Below are 24,487 nucleotides of genomic sequence, written 5' to 3' on the forward strand. Positions count from 1 at the left end.
ATCAGGAATATCTGCCCGGCACTGCCGTCGCCCGGCTGCCGGGGCTGGATGGGACCTGCCTGGTCAGCGGTCGCCGCGGTCGTGGCTCACGTCGACGCGGCCCGCCGCGCTCGCGGGGTCTGGCGCCGGGAGGCACGGCTGTCCGAGGTGCTCCTCGACGCGCCGCAGGCATTCCTCGATGTAGGAGATCGTCTCCTCGTGGCTGCCCTTGACGCCGAGGGTGTCCTCCATCACGAGGGTGCGGGCGATACTGGGCATGAGCATCGCCATGACGCTGGGCGGGACGCCGCCGAGATCGATCTCCCGGCGGTCGACGAGCCTGGTCAGGGTGGCGAGCTCCGCCTCGCGATAGCGCTCGGAGTAGCTCGCTATCTCGGCGCGGATGGCCTTGCGGTGGTTGGCGAGCGCCATGAACTCCAGCAGCAGCGCGGTGCCTCGCGGGTCGGTCGCGAGCTCCCAGAGCGCGTGCAGCGGCCGGGGTGAGGCGAGGGCCCGTGCCTGGCGGGCGAGTGCCTTGTCCGCGCCGCGGCGGAAGACGGCCAGGAGCAGGTCGTCGAGGGTGCCGAAGTAGTAGTAGACGAGACCGGGGTTCGCGGCCGCCGTGGCCGCGACCCGGCGCGTGGTGACCGCGGCGTAGCCCTCCTCGAGCATCAGCTGCTCGGCCGCGTCGATCAGTGCTACCCGGGTCGGTGAGTCCAGGGCGCCACGGCGGCGCGAGTCGGGCGCGCCATCCCCGGGTGAGCTGGCCGATGCGTCGGCGCCATCGGCGCCATCGGTGCTGGGCCGTGGCCTTGACCGGTCGCTCAGCGGGGTGTTAGACATACGCCTAAGCGTACCGTTAGACGTCCGCCTAAACAGCGGTGGGCCGTCGCCGACGGATTGTCCAGGACTGCCAGCCCGCGGGCGGCACTGACCTCGCGATGGGCGCGTGGCGGCGTCGAGCCATCACTTCGATTCGAGTGGAAAGGGCTGATCTCACCATGGGCAGCCGGCTGAGCTTCCCCGTCTTCGACGCCGACAACCACCTGTACGAGACAGAGGACGCCTTCACCCGCTATCTCCCGGAGCAGTACCGGTCGGCGATCGAGTATGTCGACGTCCGTGGCCGGAAGAAGATCGCGATCCGCGGAGTGATCAGCGACTACATCCCGAACCCGACGTTCGACGTCGTTGCTCGCCCAGGCGCGCAGGAGGACTACTTCCGCAACGGCAACCCGGAGGGGAAGTCGTATCGGGAGATCATCGGGAAGCCGATGCGGGCCATCCCGGCGTTCCGCGAGCCGGCACCGCGCCTGGAGCTGATGAACGAGCTCGGCGTGGACGGCGCGCTGATGTTCCCGACGCTCGCAAGCCTGCTCGAGGAGCGGATGCGTGACGACCCGGAGCTGACCCACGTCGCCATCCACGCGCTCAACGAGTGGATCCACGAGGTGTGGAGCTTCGACTACCAGTCGCGGATCTTCTCGACGCCGGTCATCACCCTGCCGATCGTCGAGAAGGCCATCGCCGAGCTGGAGTGGGTCGTGGAGCGCGGCGCCAAGGTGGTGCTGGTCCGCCCCGCCCCGGTGCCGGGCTTCCGCGGTTCGCGCTCGTTCGGGATGCCGGAGTTCGACCCGTTCTGGAAGGCCGCCGAGGACGCCGGAGTGCTGGTGGCGATGCACTCGTCGGACAGCGGCTACACGCGGTACCAGGGCGACTGGACCGGCCCGGGGGAGATGCTGCCGTTCCGGCCGAACGCGTTCGGTCTGGTGTCGGTGGGCTTCCGGCCGTTGGAGGACTCGCTGGCCGCGCTCGCCTGCGAGAACGTCCTGTCGCGTTTCCCGAACCTGAAGGTGGCGGTGGTCGAGGCCGGCAGTGAATGGCTGCCCGGCCTTTTCGCCCGGCTGGCGGATGCCTACAAGAAGATGCCCCAGGCGTTCGACGAGCACCCCGTCGACGTGATCAGGCGCAACGTGTACATCAGCCCGTTCCACGAGGACAACCTCGCCCAGCTGGTCGAGCTCATGGGCGCCGAGCACGTCATGTTCGGCTCGGACTATCCACACCCCGAGGGCCTCGCCGAGCCGTGCTCGTTCATCGACCACCTGCCGCCGGGCCTCGAGCAGGACGCCGTCGAGAAGATCATGGGTGGCAACCTCGCGGGGCTCCTCGGTCTCGGCGTCAAGGTCTGACGGCGGCTTCCGCGCCCGTCCGGCCCCGACCACGTGCGGACGTGGTCGCACCGAAGAGTTTCCGTCGGTACCGCGGCGCGTCGGACCGCCCGGTACCGACGGAACTTCTTGTTCCACGAACCCCGGCCGTGCCCATGCCCGCCGGGGGCGACCTGGGACCCCGGCTGATGGTCGACGAGATCGCCGGGATCCCTTCGCGGTGATCCCGAAGGAGCGGGCGCCCGTGGGCGCGCCGCGAGCGGGAGCGGCCGACGCGGACGCCGCCATCCATTCCCGCAGCGAGTGGGCGTGGCTTGTTCGTCGAGAAGCAGGCACAGCTTGCGTGAGAAAGGACGGATCCGTGACGGACCTGTACTGGGACCCGTTCGACAAGGAGATCGACGTCGACCCGTATCCCGTCTGGCGGCGGATGCGGGACGAGGCACCGGTCTACCGCAATGAGAAGTTCGACTTCTACGCGCTGTCCCGGCACGCGGACGTCGACGCGGCGCATCTGGATCCGGCGACGTTCAGCTCGGCGCATGGCACCGTGCTGGAGATCATGTCGCCCGAGCCGATGAACGTCGGGCAGATGATCTTCATGGATCCGCCCACGCACACGACGATGCGGGTACTGGTGTCCCGCGCCTTCACTCCGCGACGAGTCGGCGGGATGGAGGGCGCCATCCGCGCGATCGCCGCCCAGCTGCTCGACTCCCGGATCGGCTCCGGCGGTTTCGACTTCGTTCAGGACTTCGCGGCCCTGCTGCCGTCGATGGTGATCTCCGAGCTGATCGGTGTCGATCCGGCGGATCGCGAGGAGGTCCGGCGGACGATCGACCAGTCGCTGCACATCGACGACGAGAAGGGGATCGTCAACGATGTCTCCTTCGCCGCTCAGATCAAGATGCACGGCTACTTCTCCGACCAGATCGAGGCCCGGCGCAAGGCACCGCGCGACGACATGATGACCGCGCTCGTCCAGGCCGAGGTCAGAGCGGCCGACGGTGGTACCCGAAGGCTGTCGACCTCCGAGGCGGCCGACTTCACCAACCTGCTGGTCAGCGCGGGGACGGAGACCGTAGCCCGGCTGCTTGGCTGGGCCGGCGCGCTGCTGGCCGCCCATCCGGACCAGCGTGCCCAGCTCGCCGCGGACCCGTCACTGATCAGGGACGCGCTCGAGGAGACGCTGCGTTACGAGGCGCCGTCCCCGGTCCAGGGCCGGGTTACCAAGCGGGACGTCGAGCTGCACGGCACCACCATCCCGGCCGGGTCGAAGGTCCTGCTGCTCACGGCATCCGCGGGGCGGGACGAGCGCAGGTACCCCGACCCCGATCGCTACGACATCCACCGTGTCATCGACAGCCATGTGTCGTTCGGTCACGGCATCCACTTCTGCCTCGGCGCGGGGCTGGCTCGTCTCGAAAGCCGGCTGGCCCTGGAGGAGGCCCTGCGGCGTTTCCCGGCCTGGGATGTCGACCACGACAACGCCGTACGCGTGCACACCAGCACCGTCCGCGGCTACGAGAAGCTGCCCATCACCTTCTGACTGTAATCAAAGGCAAGTCAAAGGTACATCGAACCGCTCGCCACGCCTCAAAAGAGAAAGGGGGTGACCCGTTGTTGACGGAGCTGACCGCCGACCAGGAGATGCTGCGTGAGACCACCGCGCGTTTCCTCGCCGCCGAGGTACCGGTAGACAAGATCCGAGGGCTCCGCGCCGACGCGGCCGGGTTCGACCTGGATTTCTGGCGCCGCGGTGCCGAACTTGGCTGGACGTCGCTGCTGGTGTCCGAGGCGGACGGCGGCGGATCGGTCAGTGGGTCCGCGCTCGCGGACCTGTGCATGATCGCGCACGAGTTCGGCGCCCGCGCGGCGCCGGGACCGCTGGTGGCGACGAACGTCGTCGCGGCCGCGCTGAGCGCCGCCGGTGAGGAGCGTTTCGCGCCGGTGCTGGAATCCCTGCTGTCCGGCGCCTCGGTCGCCTCGTGGTGCCACGCGGAGCCGTCCTCGCAGGCCGGCCCGCGGCAGGTGGCCCTGCGGTGCCGTGCCGAGGGCGGCGACGTCGTGCTGAACGGCGTGAAGCGTCCGGTCGAGGCGGCCGGGCAGGCCGACTACCTTCTCGTTACCGGACGTGCGGCCGAGGGACTGACGCAGGTGGTGGTTCCGGTTGACACGGCTGGCGTGTCGACGGAACCGATGCGCACCATCGACCTGACGCGCCGATTCTCGGTCGTGCGCTTCAACGACGTCCGGCTTCCGGCCAGCGCCGTGGTCGGCGAGCTGGGCGGTGCCGCCGCGCAGATAGAGCGGCAGGCGCAGCTCGCCGCCGTCCTCGGCAACGCGGAGGCGGTCGGCGCCCTGCAGGCCGCCTTCGACATGACGGGGCGAACGAGGCGAGCACGTCGCGACCCGACGGCCGCTTGCCGAGGTCGGGCTCGGGCTGGCCGTGCAGGGTCGGGTTGATCGCGTCCAGCACCGCGCGCATCTCGGCCGGCCACTCGCGTGGCGGGAGCGGGGTTATGCGAGCCATCGCACCTCCTCTGGGTCTGCTGGCTCCGGGGCTTCTGGGCGTCGTTCGGAATTGCCTGCGACCGGCTCGGCCCGCCGCTCAGCCGATCGTCCGGCCGCCGTTGACCCCGATCACCTGGCCGGTGACGAAGCTCGCCTCGTCGCGCACGACGTAGGCGCAGGCCGCGGCGATGTCGTCGGGCTGGCCCACCCGTCGCACCGGCGTCGAGCGCACGTGCGTCTCGACCCCACTGCCCAGGTAGCCGGCGGCGCTGCTGCTCTGCAGCGTCGGCGTGTCGATGAAGCTCGGCGGGATGGCGTTCACCGTGATTCCCTTGGACCCGAGCTCCTTGGCCAGGGACCTCGTCAGGCCGATGACGCCGGCCTTGGTCGACGCGTAGTGGGTCTGCAGTGCGTTGCCGACCTGTCCGGCCGAGGACGCGATGTTCACGATGCGCCCCCAACCACGGCGATCATGTCCGGGACGACCGCCTGACAGCAGTCGAAGGTGCCGCGCATGTTCACGGCGAACACCCGGTCGAAGTCCTCCCGGGTGATGTCGAGGAAGCGCTTGAACGGCGAGATGCCCGCGTTGTTCACGAGGATCGTCGCCGGGCCGAACACGGCCCGCACCTCGGCGGCCGCCTCGTCGATCCGTGACCGGTCGGCGACGTCGACGGCCAGACCCACCGCCCGGCCACCGGCCTCCTCGATGAGGGCGGCCGTGGCCTTGGCCGTGTCGCCGTCGAGGTCCCACACGGCGACCGCCGCGCCCTCGGCCGCCAGCCGCCTGCTGATGGCCAGCCCGATACCCGAGCCGCCGCCGGTGACGATGGCGGTCCTGGGTTCGGCCCACGCCGGAAACGGATTCATGCTGAACGACCGTGCAGGGACTGCTGTGAACGGGCAAGTGAACCCTGCGCGCCACCGTGGCTGGTGCCCGGCGACGGTCAGCGTCGCCGAATCGCCGTCACAGGAGTGCCGACGTCGCGTCGCCGAACTGTGCCGCGTGCAGGCGCGCGTAGGCGCCGCCCGCGGCGATGAGCTGGTCGTGCGTGCCCTGCTCGACGATCGCCCCCTCGTCCATGACCACGATCGTGTCCGCGTCGCGGATCGTGGACAGGCGGTGCGCGATGACGAACGCCGTGCGGCCTTCTCGAAGACTTGCCATGGCCCGTTGGATGAGGACCTCGGTGCGCGTGTCCACCGAGCTGGTCGCCTCGTCGAGCACGAGAACGGCGGGCTCGGTGAGAAACGCGCGGGCGATGGTGAGCAGCTGTCTCTCCCCGGCGCTGACGCCTGAACCGTCGTCGTCGCGGACGGTGTCATAGCCGTCGGGCAGGGTTCGGATGAGCCGGTCGGCGTGCGCGGCTCTCGCCGCGGCGACGATCTGCTCGCGGGTGGCGTCGGGCCTGCCAAAGGCGATGTTGTCGGCGATGGTCCCGCCGAACAGCCAGGTGTCCTGCAGGACCATTCCGATGCGGGACCGCAGCCGGGCGCGCGGCAGCGTGGCGACGTCGACGTCGTCCAGCGTTATGCGCCCGGCACCGACCTCGTAGAAGCGCATGAGCAGGTTGACCAGTGTGGTCTTGCCGGCGCCCGTCGGGCCCACGATGGCGATCGTCTGCCCCGGCTCGGCGACCAGCGACAGATTCTCGATGAGCGGCCTGGCGGGGGTGTAGCGGAAGGTCACGTCCTCGAACGCGACGCGGCTCGCCGTCGGTGTCGCCAGCCGGTCGGGCCCGACCGGGTCCGGCGACTGCTCGGGTGCGTCGAGCAGCTCGTAGACCCGCTCGGCCGAGGCGATGCCGGACTGCACCATGCCGGCCATGCTCGCCAGGTAGACGAGCGGCTGGCTGTACTGGCGCGAGTACTGGATGAACGCCTGGATGTCGCCGACCGTCAGCGCGCCGGCGGCGATCCGCACCCCGCCGACCACCGCGACGAGGACGTAGTTGAGGTTGCTGAGGAACACCATCGCGGGCTGTAGGACGCTCGAGGTGGCCTGGGCCCGGCGGGTCGTCTCGGCCAGCGCCTCGTTGCCCTCGGCGAAGGCATCCGCCGCCTGCCGCTCGCGCCCGAAGGCCTTCACCACCGCGTGGCCGGTGTACATCTCCTCGATGTGGCCGTTCAGCCGTCCGGTCTGCTTCCACTGCTCCAGGTAGAGCGGCTGCGCCCGCCTGCCGACCAGCACCACGACGAGCAGCGACAACGGGGTGGTGACGAGGGCGATCAGCGCCAGCAGCCAGGAGACCCAGAACATCGCGGCCAGCATTCCCGCGATGCTGACGAGCGGGATGACGAGCTGGCTCAACGTCTGTTGGAGGCTCTGGCTGAGGTTGTCGATGTCGTTGGTGACCCGGCTGAGCAGGTCGCCGCGGCGGTGCTGGTCGATGTAGGAGACGGGTACTCGGGAGATCTTGACCTCGACGTCCTGGCGGAGCCCGCGGATGACGCGCTGCACGGCGAGGTTGGCCATCCATCCCTGGATGAAGGCGCACAGCCCGGCGCCGGCGTAGACCAGCGTCGCGTACAGCAGGGTGCGCGCGAGCGCGCCGGTGTCGATCCCGTGGCCGGGCGTGAAGTCCACGGTGCCGAGCGTCCGCGCGACGGTGCCGTGGCCGTGTGCCCGCAGGTCGGCGATGACCTCGACCCGGGTGGTGCCTGCCTCGAACTGGCGCCCGATCGCGCCGGCCAGGACGAGGTCGGTCGCGCGGCCGAGCAGCCAGGGGCCGGCCGCGGTGAGGACGACGCTGACGACGGCGAACACGCCCGTTCCCGCCAGCAGGCCCCGTTGCCGGCGTACCGCGCGCCAGAGACGTCCGGCCGTGCGGCGCGTGTCGCTGGACCGGTCGGGCCGCCGCGGGGTCGGGACCGCGGCGGCGGCCGCGCCGGGGCCGCGGGAGCCTCGGGCCCGCCTCACGCCGCTTCCGTCTCGGTCAGCTGCGACAGGACGATCTCGCGGTACGTCGGGTTGCCGGCGAACAGCTCGCGGTGCGTCCCGGTGCCGACCACCCGCCCCTCGTCGAGCACGACGATCCGGTCCGCTCCCCTGATCGTGTTCACCCGCTGGGCCACGATGACCACGGTGGACCCGGAGGTCTCCCGGGTCAGGGCCGCGCGCAGCCGCGCGTCCGTGGCGTAGTCCAGCGCCGAGAAGGAGTCGTCGAACAGGTACACGTCGGGCCTGCCGACCAGGGCGCGCGCGATCGCGATCCGCTGGCGCTGGCCGCCGGAGAGGTTGGTGCCGCCCTGCGTCACCGGTGCCGCCAGGCCCTCGGGGAGCGCCTCGACGAACGCGCGTGCCTGGGCGATGTCCAACGCCCGCCACAGGTCGTCCTCGGTGGCGTCGGGATCCCCGTAGTGCAGGTTCGAGGCGACCGTCCCGGAGAACAGGTACGGACGCTGCGGGACGTAGCCGACCGTGCGGCTCAGCAGCGCCCGGTCCAGCCGGCGCACGTCCGAGCCGCCCACCAGCACCGCGCCCGCCGACGGATCAGCCAGCCGGGGGATCAGGCTGAGCAGCGTGCTCTTGCCGCTGCCGGTGCCGCCGACGACCGCGACGGTCTCGCCCGGGCCGGCGGTGAGGCTCACGCCGGCCAGGACGGGGGCCTCGGCGCCGGGGTAGCGGAACTCCACGTCACGAAGCTCGACCCGCGCGGGGTGGGGGAGTGCCGCCACTCCAGCCGCCGGCGGGGCGACGGTGCTCTCGGTGGCGAGGACCTCGCCGATGCGCCGGGCGCAGACCTCGGCGCGGGGCAGCATCCGCAGCAGGTAGGTCATCATGACGGCGGCCCCGAGGATCTGCAGGACGTAGCCGAGGAACGCCGACAGGGCCCCGACGCCGATCGCCCCGCTCTCGACGCGCCCCGCCCCGAACCAGACCACGGCCACGCTCGAGACGCTGGCGACCGCCGTGACCAGCGGGAACATCAGCGCCATGATCCGGCCGACGCGGGCGGACGTGTCGGTGAGCAGGTCGTTGGCCACCTCGAAGCGCGTGTGCTCGTGCTCCTCCCGGACGAACGCCCGGATGACCCGCAGCCCGATGATCTGTTCGCGCATGATCCGGTTCACCGAGTCCGTCGTGTCCTGCAGGGTGACCGACAGCGGCGTCATGCGGCGCAGGACCGCCCAGGCGAGACCGCCCAGTACCGGCGCGACGACCACGAGCAGGAGCGACAGCGGCGCGTCCTGGGTGAGGGCGAACACGATCCCGCCGACGCACATGATCGGCGCGGTGACCATGAACGTGAGCGTCGTCTGCACGAGCATCTGGACCTGCTGGATGTCGTTGGTCGTGCGGACGGTCAGCGAGGCCGCGCCGAACCGGTGCAGCTCCCGCGCGGAGAAGGACTGCACGCGGTCGAACATCGCCGCGCGCAGGTCGCGGGCCAGGAACGTGGACATCCGCGCCGCGACCCGCGCGGCGCCGACCGCGCACAGCAGCTGCGCCAGCGACACGCCGGTCATCAGCGCGCCCAGGCGCCAGATGTAGCCCGTGTCGCCGGTCAGGACGCCGTTGTCGATCACGTCGGCGCTCAGGTAGGGAAGGTAGAGGGCGGCCCCGGTCTGGGCGACCTGGAGAGCCGCCACGAGGGCGACGTCCCGTCCGTACGGGCGCGCGTAAGGCAGCAGAAGACGAAGCAGCACGGGGCCTCACAACGGTCGTCGGGGAGAGCGCGCAGCCGGGGGAGCGGGCTGTGCGCCTGCGAGACTAGGCCAGCGAGGCGGGTTACATCAAGATAGATGCATCATGGTTGATTGATTAGTGTAAGGTTGTCATGGACGGATTCGAACTGTTCCAGCTCGGCCGCAGGCTGATGAAGCTCGGCGAGCAGGCGATCCCCGAGGTCGGGCTCCACCAGCTGTCCGCGCCCACTCGCGCGGTCGTGTTCGACGTCTTCGGGAACCCGGGCAGCTCGATCTCGGACATCACCGCGCGGGTCAGGTTCCCGCAGAGCCAGGTCTCGGCGTGCGTGGCCCGGCTGCGCGAGGCCGGTGTCGTCGAGGCGGTCACCGACCCCGCCGACCGCCGCAGGACGCTGGTGCGCCCCACGGCCGAGGCGCTGCGGCGCTCCCAGGACCGTCCCCCGGCCGAGATCGACGACGCCCTCGCCACGGCGATCGGCAGCACCGACCCGGCCGAGGTTCAACGGGTCAAGGACGCCCTCGAGACGCTGGCCGGCCTGCTGGCGCCGCGGGACCCGGGCGGCGACGCGGCCGCCGCCCGGAACGGGGCGGGACCGGTCGTCAGGTAGCGCCCGGTCGTCAGGTGGCGCCGCGCCAGCGGCGGCGTAGCGCGAAGGCGGCGGCCTTGGGCCGGCGGTCGCGGGTGAAGACGCCCTTCCTGTTCGAGGCTGCCGCGACCGGTCCCGGCCAGATCCGCGCGGCGCCTGCGCAGGAGGTCACACGGCCGATCGGTGAGGCAATCGGTTGCCGTGAGTTGCCACTCGTGCGACAGAGACGCGTCGCCTCCTGCGGGATCTGGCCGGGACCGGTTGCCTGGGTGGCGGAGGACGCCTACCGTGGCCGCCCCGGGCCCCCGGCTGAAGGGCGCGCGGCGGCGGCGAGGCCACGCCCGCTCGGAGGCCCTCCAGATGCGAGGCCGAAGGAGTCGACCGATGGCAGAGCCGAACGTGCTGGACGTGCCGTGGGGGCCGCGCGCGGTGACGATCTACGACGTGGCCCGGCACGCCGGCGTCGCCCCCTCGACCGTCTCCCGGGCGTTCTCCCGGCCGGGCCGGGTGAACGCGGCGACCGCCGAACGCATCCGGCGGGTCGCCGACGAGCTCGGCTACCGCGCGAACCCGGTCGCGCGGGCGCTGTCGACCGCCCGCACCAACATGATCGCCGTGGTCATCCTGGACATCGCCAACCCCTTCTACGCCGAGATCGTCCGGGGAGCGCAGGCCGCGGCCGCCGCGGCGGGCTACACGGTCGTCCTGGCCGACGCCCAGGAGTCCGACCGGCTCGAGCGCTCGGCGCTGGAGCGCGCCGTGACCGCGGTCGACGGGATCGTCCTCGCAAGCTCCCGGATGTCCGACTCGGCGATCCGGATGATCTCCAAGCAGAAGCCGGTGGTCGTGCTGAACCGGGCGCTCGTCGACGTCCCGTGCCTGGTGACGGACAACGCGCGCGGGGCGCGCCACGCCGCGGAGCACCTCGGCGCGCTCGGGCACGAACACGTCACGTACGTCGCCGGACCGGAGGCGTCCTGGGCGGACGGGATGCGATGGCGGTCGTTACGGGACGCGGCCGCGCAGCTGTCGCTGCGCATCCGGCGGATCGGCCCGTTCGCTCCCGACGTGCGGGGTGGCGTCCAAGCGGCCGAGCAGTTCCAGACGCAGCCGACGTCCGCCGTGGTCGCCTACAACGACCAGCTGGCCATCGGCCTCATCCGGGGCCTCGCCGCCCACGGGATCGGGGTGCCGGGCGACGTCAGCGTGGTGGGCTTCGACAACATCGCCGCCGCCAACCTCGTTACCCCCGGGCTCACGACGGTGGCCGCGCCGCTGTACACCCAGGGGGTCACGGCGGCCAGGCATGTGCTCGGGATGATCGAGGGCGGCCGGGGCCGGACCGGCCAGCCGGGGGTGCTGCCGGTACGGCTCGTGGTGCGCGACTCGACCGCCGAGCGTCATCGGGACGTGCGCCAGCGACGGCGCGGGCCCGCCCTGGCGGCGTCGCCACTGGCGCTCTAGGACGCCCATCGTCTCCAGCGTCCTGTCCAGGGGTCTGTCCAGACTGCTGAACATGTGTTAAATATGGCGGTGGGCCAGGACCAGAAGGATGCGATGACGTGATTGCCGCCAGCGCGGAGCGCGACGCATGGACGCTCTCCATGGTCGCCGGCGTCCTCGACGCGTTTCCCAGGACCATCATCGAGGACGGGCCAGCCACTCTTACCGGAAACGACGCCCGATGACGGCGGAAGGCGCCAGGTTTCCCTACCAGGACGCCTCGCTGTGCGTCGAGGCGCGGGTCGAGGACCTGCTCGGCCGGATGACCCTCGAACTCAAGGCCGGCCTGCTGTTCCACACGTTCGCCGCGGTCCCCACGGTGGACGACCCGGTGCCGTTCTTCGGGCTTCCGTCGATCCGTGCGCTGCTCACCGAGCACCGCCTCACTCATTTCAACCTGATCGGCAGGCCGCCCGACGGCCGCGCGTTCGCCGCGTGGCACAACGCGATCCAACGGATCGCGGCCGAGCAGCCGCTCGGCATCCCGGTGACGGGCCAGGCCCGGAGCATGCCGGACCGGACCATAGCGCTGACCTTCGAGGACGGACCGGATCCGCGATGGACACCGGCCATCCTCGACGTGCTCCGTCGGCATGGGGCGCATGCCACCTTCTTCGTTGTCGGCACTCGGGTGCTGGAGCACCCCGACCTGGTCCGGCGCATCCGACGGGAAGGCCATGAGGTGGGCGTGCACAGCTTCACCCACAGTGACCTCACTGCCGTCCCGGACTGGCGTCGCCGGACCGAACTGGCCCTCTCGCAGTCGGCCCTCGCGGGCACCGGCGCCACCTCCAGCCTGCTGCGTCCGCCCTACTCATCGACGCCGGACGCCGTCTCGGGCGTCGATCAGGTCGTTTATCGGGAACTCGCCGAGCAGGGTTATCTGATCGTCCTCAGCGACCTGAACTCCCTTGACTGGACTCGCCCCGGCGTCGACGCGATAGTGCAGGCCGCGACTCCCGCCGGCACCGGCGGTGCGGTGGTCCTGATGCACGATGGTGGCGGCGACCGTGCCCAGACTGTCGCCGCGGTCGACCGGCTGCTCAGCTCGCTGGATGCGCGGGGCTACCACTTCGTCACCGTCTCCCAAGGGCTGCGACTACCCGCCGATGCGGCGACGCGGCCCTCGGGCGGTGTCACCCGGCTGCGGGGTCAGGCGCTGCTGACGGCCTACACGATCTCCCACGGCATCACCTGGGCGCTTTCCGTACTGCTTGTTCCGCTCACCGCGCTCACGCTCGTCCGGACGCTGATCGTTGTCGCGATCGCACGCAGACACCGGCGGAACACCCGCCGGCAGCGGCGCCGACTGCGGCACAGTGGTGAGATCGCCCCACCGGTCAGTGTCATCGTCCCCGCCTACAACGAGGCGGTCGGAATCACCGACACGGTGCTGTCGCTGGTTGCCAGCGATCACGAGGACCTGGAAGTGATCGTCGTCGACGACGGTTCCACCGACGGCACCGCCGGCATCGTCGAAGCTCTCGACCTGCCCGAGGTGATCGTGGTCCGGCAGGACAACCAGGGTAAGCCGGCCGCCCTCAACCACGGCATCGCGGTCGCCTCGCACGACGTGCTCGTCCTCGTCGACGGGGACACGGTCTTCGAACCGGATACGGTTCGCAAGGTCATCCAGCCGCTGGCCGACCCCGCTGTCGGCGCCGTCGCCGGCAACACCAAGGTCGGCAATCGGCGGCGGCTGCTCGGGCGCTGGCAGCACATCGAATATGTGCAGGGCGTCAATCTCGACCGTCGGATGTTCGACGTGCTCGAATGCATGCCCACGGTGCCCGGTGCCATCGGCGCGTTCCACCGCGATGCCCTGGAGTCGGTGGGCGGCGTCTCCGACGACACCCTCGCCGAGGACACCGACCTGACTATGGCCCTGTGCCGGGCGGGCTGGCGGGTGGTGTACGCCGAGGACGCCCGCGCCTGGACCGAGGCACCGTCCTCTCTCAGCGCCCTGTGGCGGCAGCGTTACCGTTGGTGCTACGGCACGATGCAGGCGATGTGGAAGCACCGGCACGCCCTCGTGGAACACGGCGCGGCTGGTCGGTTCGGCCGCCGTGGGCTCCCCTACCTGCTGATGTTCCAGGTGCTGCTGCCGATGCTCGCCCCCGCGGTCGACCTGATGGCCGTCTATGGCCTGCTGTTCGCCGACCGCGGTCTGGTCCTCGCCTTCTATCTCGGTTTCCTCGGCATACAGCTCGCCAGCACCGCATACGCCTTCCGCCTGGACGCCGAACCACTTGGCCCGCTCTGGGCACTGCCGTTCCAACAGATCGTCTACCGGCAGGTCATGTACCTGGTGATCATCCAGTCCGTGGTCAGCGCGCTACTGGGCAGCCGGCTGCGCTGGCACAAACTTGCTCGTGCCGGCAGTGCCGGCTTGGCGCTGGACGGCCGCTCGACGGTCGGATCGGCAGGACGGATGTAGGAAGCGTCCGAGGGCGGTCGGCGCGTGGGAGCCGGGGGCGACCGTGGCCCGTTCCGAACTTGCCGGCTGGGCCGGATACGGCTACTGCGCGTCGCACTCGAGCAGGTCACGCCCCGAGGCCGAGTTCTGGCAGGTACACCCGCCAGGTGAAAAGGCTCACCGGTCAGCGGTACCACCGCTGGTAGGCGCCTCCGTTGCAGGTGTTGTGGCGAAGTCCCTGCGAGACGCTGTCGCCGATACACAGTCCGGACTGTTCGTTTCGGAGTTGGTAGCTGCCGTCGCTCTGGAGGGTGAGTTTCCACCGCTGGTAGGCGCCTCCGTTGCAGGTGTTGTGGCGAAGTCCCTGCGAGACGCTGTCGTCGATACACAGTCCGGACTGTTCGTTTCGGAGTTGGTAGCTGCCGTCGCTCCGGTGGGTGAGTTTCCACCGCTGGTAGGCGCCTCCGTTGCACGTGTTGTGGCGAAGCCCCTGCGAGACGCTGTCGCCGATACAGAGCCCGGAGTTCTGATTCTTCAGAGCAGCGCTGTAGATGATGCCGGAGCCGGCCGGCGAGGCCCCGGCCGCCGCGGTCGAGGATGAGGCCGAGGTGTTCGCCGCGGGTGCCGTCATGGGTGCCGTGACGGGATTGTCGGCGACGACACCGCCGCTGGCCGGGTTCCCGGGCGTCGCGGCGTCGGCGGAACTGTTCACGAGGGCCGCCGCGGTCGCCGTGCGACCGGCCTTCGACTGGTCCGATCCCTTGTTCGACACGACGAGAAACGTGACCGCGAGGGTGGCCGCGAGTACGGCCGCGCCGAGCGCGCCGGCAAGCCAGAACGACCGTCGGCGGCCCGGCCGGTCGGGGGCCGCGGGTGTGGCCGGTTCCGGTGACCGCGAACGGACCGCCTCGGCTGTCGAGGACGGCCCAGGTGGCGGTTCGGGCGGGGTGAGGCTGTATCGGGTGAGGTCGGCGGTCACGGTCGGGGGCAGCCAACCCTCGCCGATCGGTCGCCACTCACCAACGGACGCCTCCCGGCACAACTCGATCAGCGCCGCCGTGGCGGGGCGAGCCGCCGGGTCCTTCGCCACGCACTGCTGCAGCACGCCGCGGATCCGCACCGGGCAGCGGTCCCAGTCGGGCTGTTCGTTCATGATGCGGTGAAAGACTGCGGCGTCCGAGCCGAACGGCAACGCGCCGGTGGCCGCATAATAGGCCGTCGCGCCGAGGGAGAAGACGTCCCCGGCCGTGTCCAGCTGTTGTCCCCGGACCTGCTCCGGGGGCATGAATGCCGGGGTGCCGACCCATGCACCGGTTCGGGTGAGCGCCGTCGTGGCGGCCTCGACCGCCCGGGCGATCCCGAAGTCGATGACGCGGGGACCGCCTCCGGCAAGAATGATGTTTCCCGGTTTGAGGTCACGGTGGATAACGCCGGCGGAATGAATGGAACACAACGCTTCCGCGACCCCGGCGAGCAGTACCAGGACGGTGTCCACCGGGAGCGGGCCGTGGCGGGCGAGGACGACGGCCAGGGAGGGGCCGGCGACATAGGCGGTGGCCAGCCAGGGTCGAACGGCGTGCGGGTCGGCGTCGATGACCGAAGCGGTGTAAACGCCCTGCACCCGTTGGGCGATCGCCACCTCGGAGGCGAAGCGCCGGCGGAACTCAGGGTCGGCGGCGATCTCGGGCCGGGCTACCTTGAGCGCCACCGGCTGCCCACCGAGGGTGTACGAGAAGTACACCGCGCCCATACCACCCTGGCCAATCCGCGCCCGCAGTCTGTACCCGCCGATCTCGCGGGGGTCGTCGGGGGCGAGCGGGGTGAACACCACCTCCCAGGGTGGCTCCGCCCCACTGGCGGCGTTCGCCGGAGCAGGCAGTACGCCACCCGCCGAGCCGACGTGGTCTGCTCCCAACGTACTGGTCATCGGTCTCCCGCACGGAGCTCGTCGAGTACATCCTGGGCGCTGGCCTGACACTATCGTTCCGATCGCCAGCGTCTCCACCGAGCCCCGGGGATCTATCTCGCCCGGCAGGGCCGTGCGCTACGCCGTCGCCGTCGCCGGCCACGCGCTGCGCGTGATCGAGCAGCGCTTCGTTTGGAGGCGCCGCGGTCGGCGACTAGGGTGACGACGCGTTCCGCGCCAGGCTCCAGCTCGGCTTCGGCGTCGTAGCCGTGGACGTGAACCTTGTCGGCGATGTCGCTGGTCACCATGGGCATGACCATGCTTCCGCGTTTGACGTCGACTGCATCGACGCTCCCTATCGCGCGATCTCATTCCGCCCGCAGGACGTCGCCGGCGCGGAGGCGGGCGGCGCGGCGGGCCGGCAGCGTGGCCAGCAGGGTGCCCACCAGCAACGCCGCCGGCCCGACCAGCGCCAGCGCGAGGACGGCGACCGGCGGCACGTACTGCAACGGCACGCTCTCAGCGACCCACCGCCACACCATCCGGCCCAGCGCCACCCCCAGCGGCACGCCGAAGGCCAGCCCCACGATGGCGATCGTGATGGCCTGCGTGACCACGATCAGCCGGCTCTGCCTCCGGGTGACACCCAACGCGCGCAGCACCGCCACCTCATGTCTGCGCTGGCGCGCCGCGGTGGCCAGCGCATGGCCGGTCGCGCCCACCGCGAGCAGGCCGAGGAACACCCCCAGCGCCAGCGGCAGCACCCGCACGTTCCGGACCTGGGTGATCTCGCCCGGAACGATTGGGTTCTCGCCGATGGGAATCACCGGCGCCCCGGCGACCTGGACGATCGTCGCGGTCAGCCGCTCCGTCACGGCCGCGACGTCCGCGCCGGGACCGAGCGCCAGATGCGTTTCGTGGAACATGAAGAAACCATCGGGGAACACCCGCTCGTAGCCCTCGGCGGTGAGCCAGGCCCCCTCGGCGTAGGAGTTCTGGGGATTTTCGGGGACGAACGCGATGCCGGTCACCCGCAGCCGGGTCGGCGCCCCGGCATTGACGGTCAGCAGGTCTCCGACCTTCGCCCCCGCTTCGTGGGCCGATTCCGGCGCCAGCGCAATCTCGCCCGGCCCGGTGGGCATCCGGCCGGACAGCGTCACCACGGGCAGCGGACGTTCGCCCACCGGCGCGTAGCTGAAGACGGTGATAGATGCGCTGCCCACCAGGGCAGACCCCACCCGGGTGTCGTTGACCCCCACCACGTCCGGGTCGCGGGCCCACGCCTCCTGCACCGGCCGCGTCGGTCCGAAGTCCGCGCTGTCATTGCCGACCCAGGCAGCGAGCGGCACCTGGCCGAACCGCGCCGGGTTTCCCGCCGCGTCCACCGCCCCGGCCCGGAACGTCAGCGCGGCCAGCACCCCGAGCACACCCACCACCGCGCCGACCAGCGCCGGCCGCACCGGCACCGCCGCCCGGCCTCGGCCCGGTTCGAGGGCGAACCGGATGCCGACCACGACCGGCACCGGCAGCTCCAGCCGGTACGCCGCCGCCGCGACCACCGACCGGCGAGCGGGCGCGGCGGCCCGCTTCACCATCAACGCGAGCCAGGTCGAGCCCACCGCGGCCGCCACCATCGCCACCACCACGACACCGGCCACCCCGGCCAGCACCGCCAGATCCGCATCCACCCCCGGATCGGGCTCGACATAGCTCGCCGCGCCGATCGGGAACAGCGGGGACACCGCCACCGCCGCACCCGCCCCGGCGACCACCCCAGCGACGGCGGCGAGCGCCGGCCCGGCCGCGGACGCCAGCACCGCCTCCCTGGACGTCATCCCCAGCGTCCGCAGCGTCTCCAGGTCGGCGACGGACGCCGCGGTGTAGCGAAGGACCGTCTGGCCGAGCAGCACCACCGCCGCCAGCAGGGCGGCCAGCGCCAACGCCAGCAGGACACCGGCCTCGAAGCCGGTCGCCTTCTCATTCTGGCGAGCGTCCCGCCACCAGTTTTGGAAACTGCTGTCGTCGCGGCCGGTCAGGTTCGCGAACGCCCGCTGGAACGCGGGAATGCCGGCCTCGCCGACGGTCAACCGGACCACAGCCCAGATCTCGCCCGTGCTGCCCAGCAGGTTGGCGCGGTACTTCGCGGTGAACGCCTCGGTCGTGACCAGCCGCCGGGGAAGATCTCCGGACCCGCCGGGCTCGTTGATGAAGACGTTCGACCGGACGACCCCGACGATCCGCAGCGGCTGGCGGGGCCCGGTCGGGGTTACCTCCTCGCCCGTGCCGCCATGGTCGACCTCCGCCGGGGTGAACAGCCTCGCGGTGACCGTGTCCCCCAGCTTGAGGTGGTTGTAGTCGAGGAAGGCGGGGCTGACGACCACCTCGTCCACCCGTGCCGGGTCGGCGAGTCGGCCCGACAGCACCACCGGCCGCTCGATCGTCCCCATCAGCCCGCCGTCTGCCGGCGTTACCGGGTTGACCCCGTCTTCCGGGATTCCCTCCAACCTCAGATTGGAGCTGCTGCTCACGATTTCGCCGAGCGCGGCGACGCCGGGCAACTTCCGCACCGGCGCCCAGTCGACGATCGGCTGGCTCGGGATTATCAGCACCGTTACCGGCAGGGTCTGGGCGAGCAGCCGGTCCATCGCCGAATCGCCGCGCCGCGCCCCCGCCGTCGCCGCCATCACCGTGCCGGACGCCAGCGCCACCATCAGCGCCAGTACCACCAGCGACCGGGCGCGGCGGCGCAGGTCGAGCCACAGCCACCCCCACACAGGCGCCAGCGCCGCACTGACGGACCGCATCATGACGATCTCGTTTCCCCTCGTTGGAGGATCGCCCCATTCATCTGACGGCGATGGCGATGACCTGACCAGCATGAACCGCCGGATCGGCGCGCTCGCTGCATGGCGACCATTCAGACGCACCGCGGTGCTTCTTGCCAAGGGTGGCCAGAACCCGGAGTTCCGCGTGCTAGCACCCTGTACTTGCCGAAAAGTACGTCCGGGCAGGTCAGGCGGCATGTTCGTACTCGTGCAGGATGCCGCCGAGGTGGTCGCGTCAGCGGATGTTGAGGTGGGTGAGCCGGTCGGGGGCGGTGATCGGTTCGGGTAGCGGCTTCTACTTCGCGGACTACGACACGATGCCGGGCAAGTCGCATTGCCCGACCTGATCCGGCGGCGAGCGTCGGGAAACATCACACGCGGCCAGCGGGCGCTGAGCTCGGCCCCCTACGGCGGACACTGTCGGTACTCGGGGGCCAAGCTCAGTTGTCGCGGGCCAGGCGGATCACGAGCGTCCGTAGGTCATCGTCCACCGGCGGGTGGCCCGTCCGGTGTGGGTAGGTCCAGCGTCGGCGGGCCAGGCGGCGGTGCCAGGCCGGCAGCGTCGTCGTGGTGACCAGCCGGCACGATCGGACCTCGCGGGGTAGCAGTCGGGCCAGCGCGGCCAGGACCGCGCGGTCTGGCCAGGTGAATCGGGGCCATCCAACCTGGCGACGTAGCACAGCGACCTCGTGGCGCAGTACCAACAGTTCCGTCGTCCTCGCTGCGTCGCTACGCGCCAGCAGCACCAGCCAGCCAAACATCCGCACGATCGCCAGGTACACCAACCGCACCACCATGAGACACGGTCATGCGCCACGGGCTGGGCGGCGAAGCCACAGGTCAACGGCCTGAAGCCGAGTTCTGGCACGGTACAGGCCACCGACGGCTGGCACGCCCTGCTGATGCTCGTCGCCGGGCCGGCAGGGCGCGAACCGTCACGCCACAGTTCCCGAGAACGACCGAGGTGACGCCGTGCCAGCACGACGGGGTGCCGGCCGGGTCCCAGTAAAGCTGGGCATCCAGGTGGATGTGGCCGTCGACGAAGCCTGGCGTGACAACCAGGTCCGTCGTGTTGATCTCCCGGCGACCGTGGGCCAGCACATCGCGGTCCTCCAGGTCTGCGTCCAAGCGACGAACGACGAGGGACCGCCAGGGGCCGATCGGCCGTGTAGCTAGGACGGAACCAGGTCGAGAAGTTGGCTCCCGGCTCCGTCTGGAGCGGTCGTTCGCTACACCGAGGCCAGATGAGCCTCGCAACCGTCTTTCGGCGGCCGTTGACGCGCCGCCGCTTCTCGGCGCCCTGGGATGTGATCCCTGCCACAAACGGTTGTAGAGAATGCGGATTCACTAGTTCGCTGTTCAGGCACCCGGCGGTCGGTCCGATAGTGCTTCAGAGTCGGGCATTGTGCCCGCAAGTGGCGGCCGGGGTAAGAGCCGGCGAATATCGATCATTCACTAACGGCATGGCGGGAGACCTATGAGCGTCGGCATCCTGCACGGTCGGAGCTGTCCCCGCATGGACGAGGGGGTCGTCCTGCGGTCGCGGGTCGACCTGTCGTCGGAGGGCTACCGGGCCAACCGCGACGCCCAGCTCGCCAACCTCGCCGCGTTGGAAGAGCAGTTCGAGCTGGCCAGCGCGGGCGGCGGCGAGCGTTACCAGGCCCGGCACCGGGAGCGGGGGCGCCTACTGGTCCGGGAGCGCATCGAGCTGTTGCTCGACCGGGACGCCCCGTTCCTCGAGCTGTCGACCCTGGCGGCTTGGGGGAGCGAGTTCACAGTCGGTGCGAGCGTGGTCACCGGTATCGGTGAGGTGTCCGGCGTCGAGATCGTGATCATCGCGCATGACCCCACCGTCCGCGGCGGCGCGATGAACCCATATTCGCTGCGCAAGACCCTGCGCGCGCTCGAGATCGCCAGACGCAACCGCCTGCCGGTGGTCAACCTGGTCGAGTCCGGTGGCGCGGACCTGCCGAGCCAGTCCGATCTCTTCGTGCAGGCAGGAAAGATCTTCCATGACCTGTCCGAGCTGTCGGCGGCGGGCGTCCCGACGATCGCGCTGGTGTTCGGCAACTCGACCGCCGGCGGCGCCTACGTGCCCGGGATGTGTGACCACACGGTGCTCGTCGACCTGCAGGCGAAGGTGTTCCTCGGCGGGCCCCCGCTGGTCAGGATGGCGACCGGTGAGGAGGCCGACGACGAAGAGCTCGGCGGCGCCGCCATGCACACCCGGATCTCAGGGCTCGGCGACTACTTCGCGGTCGACGAACACGACGCCATCAGGATCGGCCGGCGCATTCTGTCGGAGATCAACTGGCGGAAGGCCGGCCCCGGGCCGAGACTGCCGGCCGACCCGCCCCTCCATGATCCCGAGGAACTGCTCGGCATCGCCCCGGCCGATTTCCGGGTGCCGTTCGACCCGAGGGAGGCCATCGCCCGCGTGGTCGATGGCTCTCGGTTCGGCGAGTACAAGCCGGACTTCGGCACCAGCCTGGTCACCGGTTGGGCCTCGATCCACGGCTTCGGTGTCGGCATCCTGGCCAACGCCAATGGCGTGCTGTTCAGCGCTGAGGCCAAGAAGGGCGCGGAGTTCATCCAGATTGCCAACCAGATCGACACCCCCCTGGTCTTCCTGCAGAACACGACCGGCTTCATGGTCGGGACCCAGTACGAGCGGGGAGGCATCATCCCGGACGGCGCTAAGTTGATCAACGCGGTGACGAACAGCGCGGTGCCACATCTGACGGTCAACATGGCGGCATCGTTCGGCGCCGGCAACTACGGCATGTCGGGCAGAGCCTACGACCCTCGGTTCATGTTCACCTGGGTTGGCGCTCGGTGCGCGGTGATGGGCTCCGCTCAGCTCGCCGGCGTGCTGTCGATCGTCGGCAGGGCCTCGGCGAGCGCCGCCGGCCGACCGTTCGACGAGGAGGCCGACGCGCGGCGCCGGGCCGAGATCGAACGGCAGATTGACGCCGAGTCCCACTCCTTCTTCATGAGCGGCAAGGTGTACGACGACGGCGTCATCGACCCGCGCGACACCCGCACGGTGCTTGGCCTCGCGCTGTCGGCCGTCCACTCCGCACCGGTCGAGGGACGCCGCGGCTACGGCGTCTTCCGGATGTGAGGCGATGCCGGTGAACCGAATCAAGAAGCTGCTGGTCGCGAACCGGGGCGAGATCGCCTCCCGGATCCTTCGCACCGCCCACGAGATGGACATCGCGACGGTTGCTGTGTTCAGCGACCCGGACGCGGAGACTCCTTTCGTCGACGAGGCCGACGAGGCTGTCCGGCTCCCCGGCGCGACGCCGGCCGAGACATACCTGCGCCTCGACGCGATCCTCGACGCGGCGCGGCGGACCGGCGCCGATGCCGTCCACCCCGGCTACGGGTTCCTGTCGGAGAACGCCGGTTTCGCCCGTGCCTGCGCGCACGCCGGGCTCGTGTTCGTCGGGCCGCCGCCGGAGGCCATCGAGGCGATGGGCTCCAAGACCCAGGCCAAGACGCTGATGGCGCAGGCGGGTGTGCCGGTGCTCGCTGGCCTGGTGGTCGACGACGAGCTGGCCGCCGACCCCGCGCGACTGGTACAGGCCACGGCGAGTCTGGAGTTCCCGCTGCTGGTCAAGGCGGTCTACGGCGGTGGCGGTCGGGGCATGCGGATCGTGCGCGAGCCGGCCGGGCTGGCCACGGCCGTCGCGGGCGCGCGCCGCGAGGCGGCGGCGGCGTTCGGCGACGGCGCGGTCTTCCTTGAGACCTACGTCGAGCGGCCCCGCCACATCGAGGTGCAGATCTTCGGCGACGCGTTCGGTGACGTGGTGCACCTGTTCGAGCGTGAGTGCTCGGTTCAGCGACGCTTCCAAAAGATCATCGAGGAGGCGCCGTCGGTCGCCGTCGATGACGAGCTGCGGGGGAGTCTGGGTTCGGCCGCGATCGCCGCCGCCAAGGCGATCGGGTACGTCGGAGCGGGCACCGTCGAGTTCGTGCTCGACCCGCGGGGCCGGTTCTTCTTCCTCGAGGTGAACACCCGCCTGCAGGTCGAGCATCCGGTCACTGAGGAGATCACCGGCCTGGACCTGGTCCGCGCCCAGCTGCGGGTCGCTGAAGGCGAGCCGTTGCCCGATGAGCTGCGCGCGGCCCGCATCGACGGGCACGCGATCGAGGCCCGCCTCTATGCCGAGGATGTCGCGGCCGGATTCCTGCCCGCGATCGGTACCGTTCACCGCTTCGACGTCCCCGCGCTCGCCGGCATTCGGGTCGACCGGGGCGTGGCGGACGGGTCGGTGGTCGGCGTTCACTACGACGCAATGCTGGCCAAGGTGATCGCCCACGGAGCCACCCGGGACCAGGCGATCCGCCGGCTGGCCCGCGCCCTCGACCGGACCCGCGTGCACGGGCTGACCACGAACCGGTCCCTGCTGGTGGCGATCCTGCGCGACGAGCGGTTCCGCTCTGGCCAGGTGGATACCGGCTACCTCGACGGCCTGGACCTCACCGCGCTCGGATCGAGCGGACTGCCGGACGCGGTGGTGGCCACCCATCTGCTCGCGGCCACCCTCGCCGGGGTCGAGCGGCGGCGGGCGGCCGCCGTCCTGCCGACCGCCCCTGCGGGCTGGCGCAACGTCGCCGTCGTCCCCCAGCGGGTCGCCTTCGAGGTCGACGGCCGGCAGATCGAGGTGCTGTATCGACGCCGCGCCGATCGGATCGAGGCGACCGTCGACGGCAGGGACTACGAGGTGCTCGCGCACCGGACCGAGGCCGAGACGGTGGACCTCACCGTAGCCGGGATCCGCGCGACGGTGCACCTCACCCACGCCGCCGACGGCTGGTGGTATGCCGACGGCCGGGGCGGTTCGACGGCCGCCCGGGAAGTGCCGCGCTTCGTCGAGCCGGGGGCGGCCGAGGCGCCGGGCTCGCTCGCGGCGCCCATGCCCGGCGTCGTGGTGCGCCTGGCCGTGGCCGTAGGCGACCGGGTCACTGCAGGTGACCCAATCCTCGTGCTGGAGGCGATGAAGATGGAGCACACCGTCCGCACGCCGGTCGACGGCGTCGTCACCGAGATCTCCGCCGGGCCGGGCGACACCGTCGACAGCGGGCACATCCTGGCCATCGTCACCGCGGACGGCACGGCGTGACCGGTGAGGCCGCGCCGGACGAGGGCGCGGCGGACGGCAGCGAGCGTCCGGCGGTCGGCTACGCCCTCGACGGGCCGGTCGCCTGGCTGACGATCGATCGTCCAGAACGCCGCAACGCGCTGTCGGCCGAGGTCCGCGCGGGGCTGTGGACGGGCGTGCGGCGGTTCCGCGACGACGTCGATGCCGCGGTGCTCGTCATGACCGCGGCCGGGGACAGGGCCTTCTGCGCGGGCGGCGACCTCAAGGAGATGGCAACCGAGACACTGCGGGTCCCGCCACCCGACTACCTCCCGCAGATCGGGCGGAACATCGAGATCGACAAGCCGGTCATCGCGGCGGTCAACGGCGTCGCATATGCCGGCGGTTTCCTGCTGACCCAGTGCGCCGACCTGGTCGTGGCCGCCGAGCATGCCCGCTTCGCGATCACCGAGGCGAAGGTGGGGCGGGGAACACCATGGGCCGCGTCGCTGCCCTACCTGCTGCCCCCGCGGGTGGTCATGCACATGCTGCTGACCGGCGAGCCGGTCTCCGCGCGGCGCGGCTATGAGCTGGGCCTGGTCAACGAGGTCGTGCCGGCCGATCAGCTGCGCGCGGCCGCCCACGACCTCGCGCTGCGCGTGGCCGCCAACGCACCACTGTCGGTCCGGCTGGCCAAGCAGACCGTCGGACTGTTGGCCCGGTATCCGGTGGAACGTGCTTACGAGGAGGCCGAGCGGCTGTGGGAGCTGGTCTACCTGAGTGACGACGCCCAGGAGGGGCCGCGGGCATTCCGAGAGGGCCGCCGGCCGGTATGGAAGGGACGCTGAG

General features: G+C 70.9%; 16 protein-coding genes and 3 pseudogenes. 10 read left to right on the forward strand and 9 right to left on the reverse strand.

The features are described from left to right. Positions 1 to 63: 63 nt before the first annotated feature. Entirely contained in the window at positions 64 to 822 is a 759-nt protein-coding gene (locus QOZ89_RS11160) for a TetR/AcrR family transcriptional regulator (protein ID WP_312623705.1), read from the reverse strand. A gap of 158 nt (positions 823 to 980) precedes the next feature. Between QOZ89_RS11160 and QOZ89_RS11165 the strand changes: the two genes are divergently transcribed. The 3 genes from QOZ89_RS11165 to QOZ89_RS11175 all read left to right on the forward strand — a co-directional run bounded on the left by QOZ89_RS11165 (position 981) and on the right by QOZ89_RS11175 (position 4,616). After that, on the forward strand, positions 981 to 2,171 hold the full coding sequence (locus QOZ89_RS11165) for an amidohydrolase family protein (RefSeq protein WP_071054794.1): 1,191 nt from the start codon (positions 981 to 983) through the stop codon (positions 2,169 to 2,171). A gap of 340 nt (positions 2,172 to 2,511) precedes the next feature. After that, complete coding sequence (locus tag QOZ89_RS11170; protein ID WP_312623706.1) at positions 2,512 to 3,699, forward strand: cytochrome P450; 1,188 nt, start codon at positions 2,512 to 2,514, stop codon at positions 3,697 to 3,699. A 74-nt stretch (positions 3,700 to 3,773) separates the two neighbouring features. Further along, positions 3,774 to 4,616, forward strand: a complete 843-nt coding sequence (locus tag QOZ89_RS11175; RefSeq protein ID WP_491723649.1) for an acyl-CoA dehydrogenase family protein — start codon at positions 3,774 to 3,776, stop codon at positions 4,614 to 4,616. Between the two features lie 145 nt (positions 4,617 to 4,761). Here QOZ89_RS11175 and QOZ89_RS11180 read toward each other — a convergent pair. The 3 genes and pseudogenes from QOZ89_RS11180 to QOZ89_RS11190 all read right to left on the reverse strand — a co-directional run bounded on the left by QOZ89_RS11180 (position 4,762) and on the right by QOZ89_RS11190 (position 9,314). Continuing rightward, positions 4,762 to 5,534: pseudogene (locus QOZ89_RS11180) on the reverse strand (SDR family NAD(P)-dependent oxidoreductase). A gap of 97 nt (positions 5,535 to 5,631) precedes the next feature. Continuing rightward, entirely contained in the window at positions 5,632 to 7,584 is a 1,953-nt protein-coding gene (locus tag QOZ89_RS11185; protein WP_312623707.1) for an ABC transporter ATP-binding protein, read from the reverse strand. Beyond that, complete coding sequence (locus QOZ89_RS11190; protein ID WP_312623708.1) at positions 7,581 to 9,314, reverse strand: ABC transporter ATP-binding protein; 1,734 nt, start codon at positions 9,312 to 9,314, stop codon at positions 7,581 to 7,583. The genes QOZ89_RS11185 and QOZ89_RS11190 overlap by 4 nt, the downstream gene beginning before the upstream one ends. A gap of 131 nt (positions 9,315 to 9,445) precedes the next feature. Here QOZ89_RS11190 and QOZ89_RS11195 point away from each other — a divergent pair, with 131 nt between their 5' ends. Beyond that, on the forward strand, positions 9,446 to 9,922 hold the full coding sequence (locus QOZ89_RS11195; protein ID WP_071054784.1) for a helix-turn-helix domain-containing protein: 477 nt from the start codon (positions 9,446 to 9,448) through the stop codon (positions 9,920 to 9,922). A gap of 10 nt (positions 9,923 to 9,932) precedes the next feature. Here QOZ89_RS11195 and QOZ89_RS11200 read toward each other — a convergent pair whose 3' ends face one another. Beyond that, entirely contained in the window at positions 9,933 to 10,073 is a 141-nt protein-coding gene (locus tag QOZ89_RS11200; RefSeq protein WP_312623709.1) for a hypothetical protein, read from the reverse strand. Between the two features lie 212 nt (positions 10,074 to 10,285). On the opposite strand from QOZ89_RS11200, the gene QOZ89_RS11205 reads away from it, so the two are divergent. From QOZ89_RS11205 to QOZ89_RS11215, 3 genes are all read left to right on the forward strand, one after another. Then, the gene (locus QOZ89_RS11205) at positions 10,286 to 11,365 is read left to right on the forward strand and encodes a LacI family DNA-binding transcriptional regulator (RefSeq protein WP_312623710.1); all 1,080 of its coding nucleotides are present in this window, start codon (positions 10,286 to 10,288) and stop codon (positions 11,363 to 11,365) included. A 98-nt stretch (positions 11,366 to 11,463) separates the two neighbouring features. Next, positions 11,464 to 11,589, forward strand: a complete 126-nt coding sequence (locus tag QOZ89_RS11210) for a hypothetical protein (RefSeq protein ID WP_274536643.1) — start codon at positions 11,464 to 11,466, stop codon at positions 11,587 to 11,589. Then, positions 11,586 to 13,841 carry a bifunctional polysaccharide deacetylase/glycosyltransferase family 2 protein gene (locus QOZ89_RS11215; RefSeq protein ID WP_312623711.1) on the forward strand — a complete coding sequence of 752 codons (2,256 nt, stop codon included), beginning with the start codon at positions 11,586 to 11,588 and terminating at the stop codon, positions 13,839 to 13,841. Before QOZ89_RS11210 ends, QOZ89_RS11215 begins: the two co-directional genes overlap by 4 nt. A 163-nt stretch (positions 13,842 to 14,004) precedes the next feature. Here the strand turns inward: QOZ89_RS11215 and QOZ89_RS11220 are convergent, their stop codons facing one another. The 4 genes and pseudogenes from QOZ89_RS11220 to QOZ89_RS47280 all read right to left on the reverse strand — a co-directional run. Further along, positions 14,005 to 15,747, reverse strand: coding sequence for a protein kinase domain-containing protein (locus tag QOZ89_RS11220; protein WP_312623712.1), 1,743 nt, complete (start codon positions 15,745 to 15,747; stop codon positions 14,005 to 14,007). A gap of 347 nt (positions 15,748 to 16,094) precedes the next feature. After that, positions 16,095 to 18,533, reverse strand: a complete 2,439-nt coding sequence (locus QOZ89_RS11225) for an ABC transporter permease (RefSeq protein WP_312623713.1) — start codon at positions 18,531 to 18,533, stop codon at positions 16,095 to 16,097. 461 nt (positions 18,534 to 18,994) lie between these two features. After that, positions 18,995 to 19,348 (reverse strand): annotated as a pseudogene (locus QOZ89_RS11230) (integrase); the annotation flags it as partial. Between the two features lie 108 nt (positions 19,349 to 19,456). Further along, a pseudogene (locus QOZ89_RS47280) lies at positions 19,457 to 19,712 on the reverse strand (amidohydrolase family protein); the annotation flags it as partial. A 355-nt stretch (positions 19,713 to 20,067) separates the two neighbouring features. Here QOZ89_RS47280 and QOZ89_RS11240 point away from each other — a divergent pair. Genes QOZ89_RS11240 through QOZ89_RS11250 form a run of 3 tightly spaced genes read left to right on the forward strand, consistent with a single transcriptional unit; the run spans position 20,068 to position 24,486 of the window. Beyond that, the gene (locus QOZ89_RS11240; protein ID WP_241842461.1) at positions 20,068 to 21,675 is read left to right on the forward strand and encodes an acyl-CoA carboxylase subunit beta; all 1,608 of its coding nucleotides are present in this window, start codon (positions 20,068 to 20,070) and stop codon (positions 21,673 to 21,675) included. A 4-nt stretch (positions 21,676 to 21,679) separates the two neighbouring features. After that, the gene (locus QOZ89_RS11245) at positions 21,680 to 23,680 is read left to right on the forward strand and encodes an ATP-binding protein (protein ID WP_312623714.1); all 2,001 of its coding nucleotides are present in this window, start codon (positions 21,680 to 21,682) and stop codon (positions 23,678 to 23,680) included. Beyond that, positions 23,677 to 24,486: an enoyl-CoA hydratase/isomerase family protein gene (locus QOZ89_RS11250; protein WP_312623715.1), complete on the forward strand. Its 810-nt coding sequence runs from the start codon at positions 23,677 to 23,679 to the stop codon at positions 24,484 to 24,486. The genes QOZ89_RS11245 and QOZ89_RS11250 overlap by 4 nt, the downstream gene beginning before the upstream one ends. Position 24,487 lies beyond the last annotated feature (1 nt).

The sequence above is a fragment of the Pseudofrankia coriaricola genome (genome assembly GCF_032027725.1).
Lineage (GTDB): Bacteria > Actinomycetota > Actinomycetes > Frankiales > Frankiaceae > Pseudofrankia.

Coding starts and splice junctions, on each gene's coding strand:
- QOZ89_RS11225 (WP_312623713.1), bottom strand. CDS start 18,533: ATGATGCGGTCCGTCAGTGCGGCGCTGGCGCCTGTGTGGGGGTGGCTG.
- QOZ89_RS11245 (WP_312623714.1), top strand. CDS start 21,680: ATGCCGGTGAACCGAATCAAGAAGCTGCTGGTCGCGAACCGGGGCGAG.
- QOZ89_RS11205 (WP_312623710.1), top strand. CDS start 10,286: ATGGCAGAGCCGAACGTGCTGGACGTGCCGTGGGGGCCGCGCGCGGTG.
- QOZ89_RS11160 (WP_312623705.1), bottom strand. CDS start 822: ATGTCTAACACCCCGCTGAGCGACCGGTCAAGGCCACGGCCCAGCACC.
- QOZ89_RS11220 (WP_312623712.1), bottom strand. CDS start 15,747: ATGACCAGTACGTTGGGAGCAGACCACGTCGGCTCGGCGGGTGGCGTA.
- QOZ89_RS11240 (WP_241842461.1), top strand. CDS start 20,068: ATGGACGAGGGGGTCGTCCTGCGGTCGCGGGTCGACCTGTCGTCGGAG.
- QOZ89_RS11215 (WP_312623711.1), top strand. CDS start 11,586: ATGACGGCGGAAGGCGCCAGGTTTCCCTACCAGGACGCCTCGCTGTGC.
- QOZ89_RS11165 (WP_071054794.1), top strand. CDS start 981: ATGGGCAGCCGGCTGAGCTTCCCCGTCTTCGACGCCGACAACCACCTG.
- QOZ89_RS11195 (WP_071054784.1), top strand. CDS start 9,446: ATGGACGGATTCGAACTGTTCCAGCTCGGCCGCAGGCTGATGAAGCTC.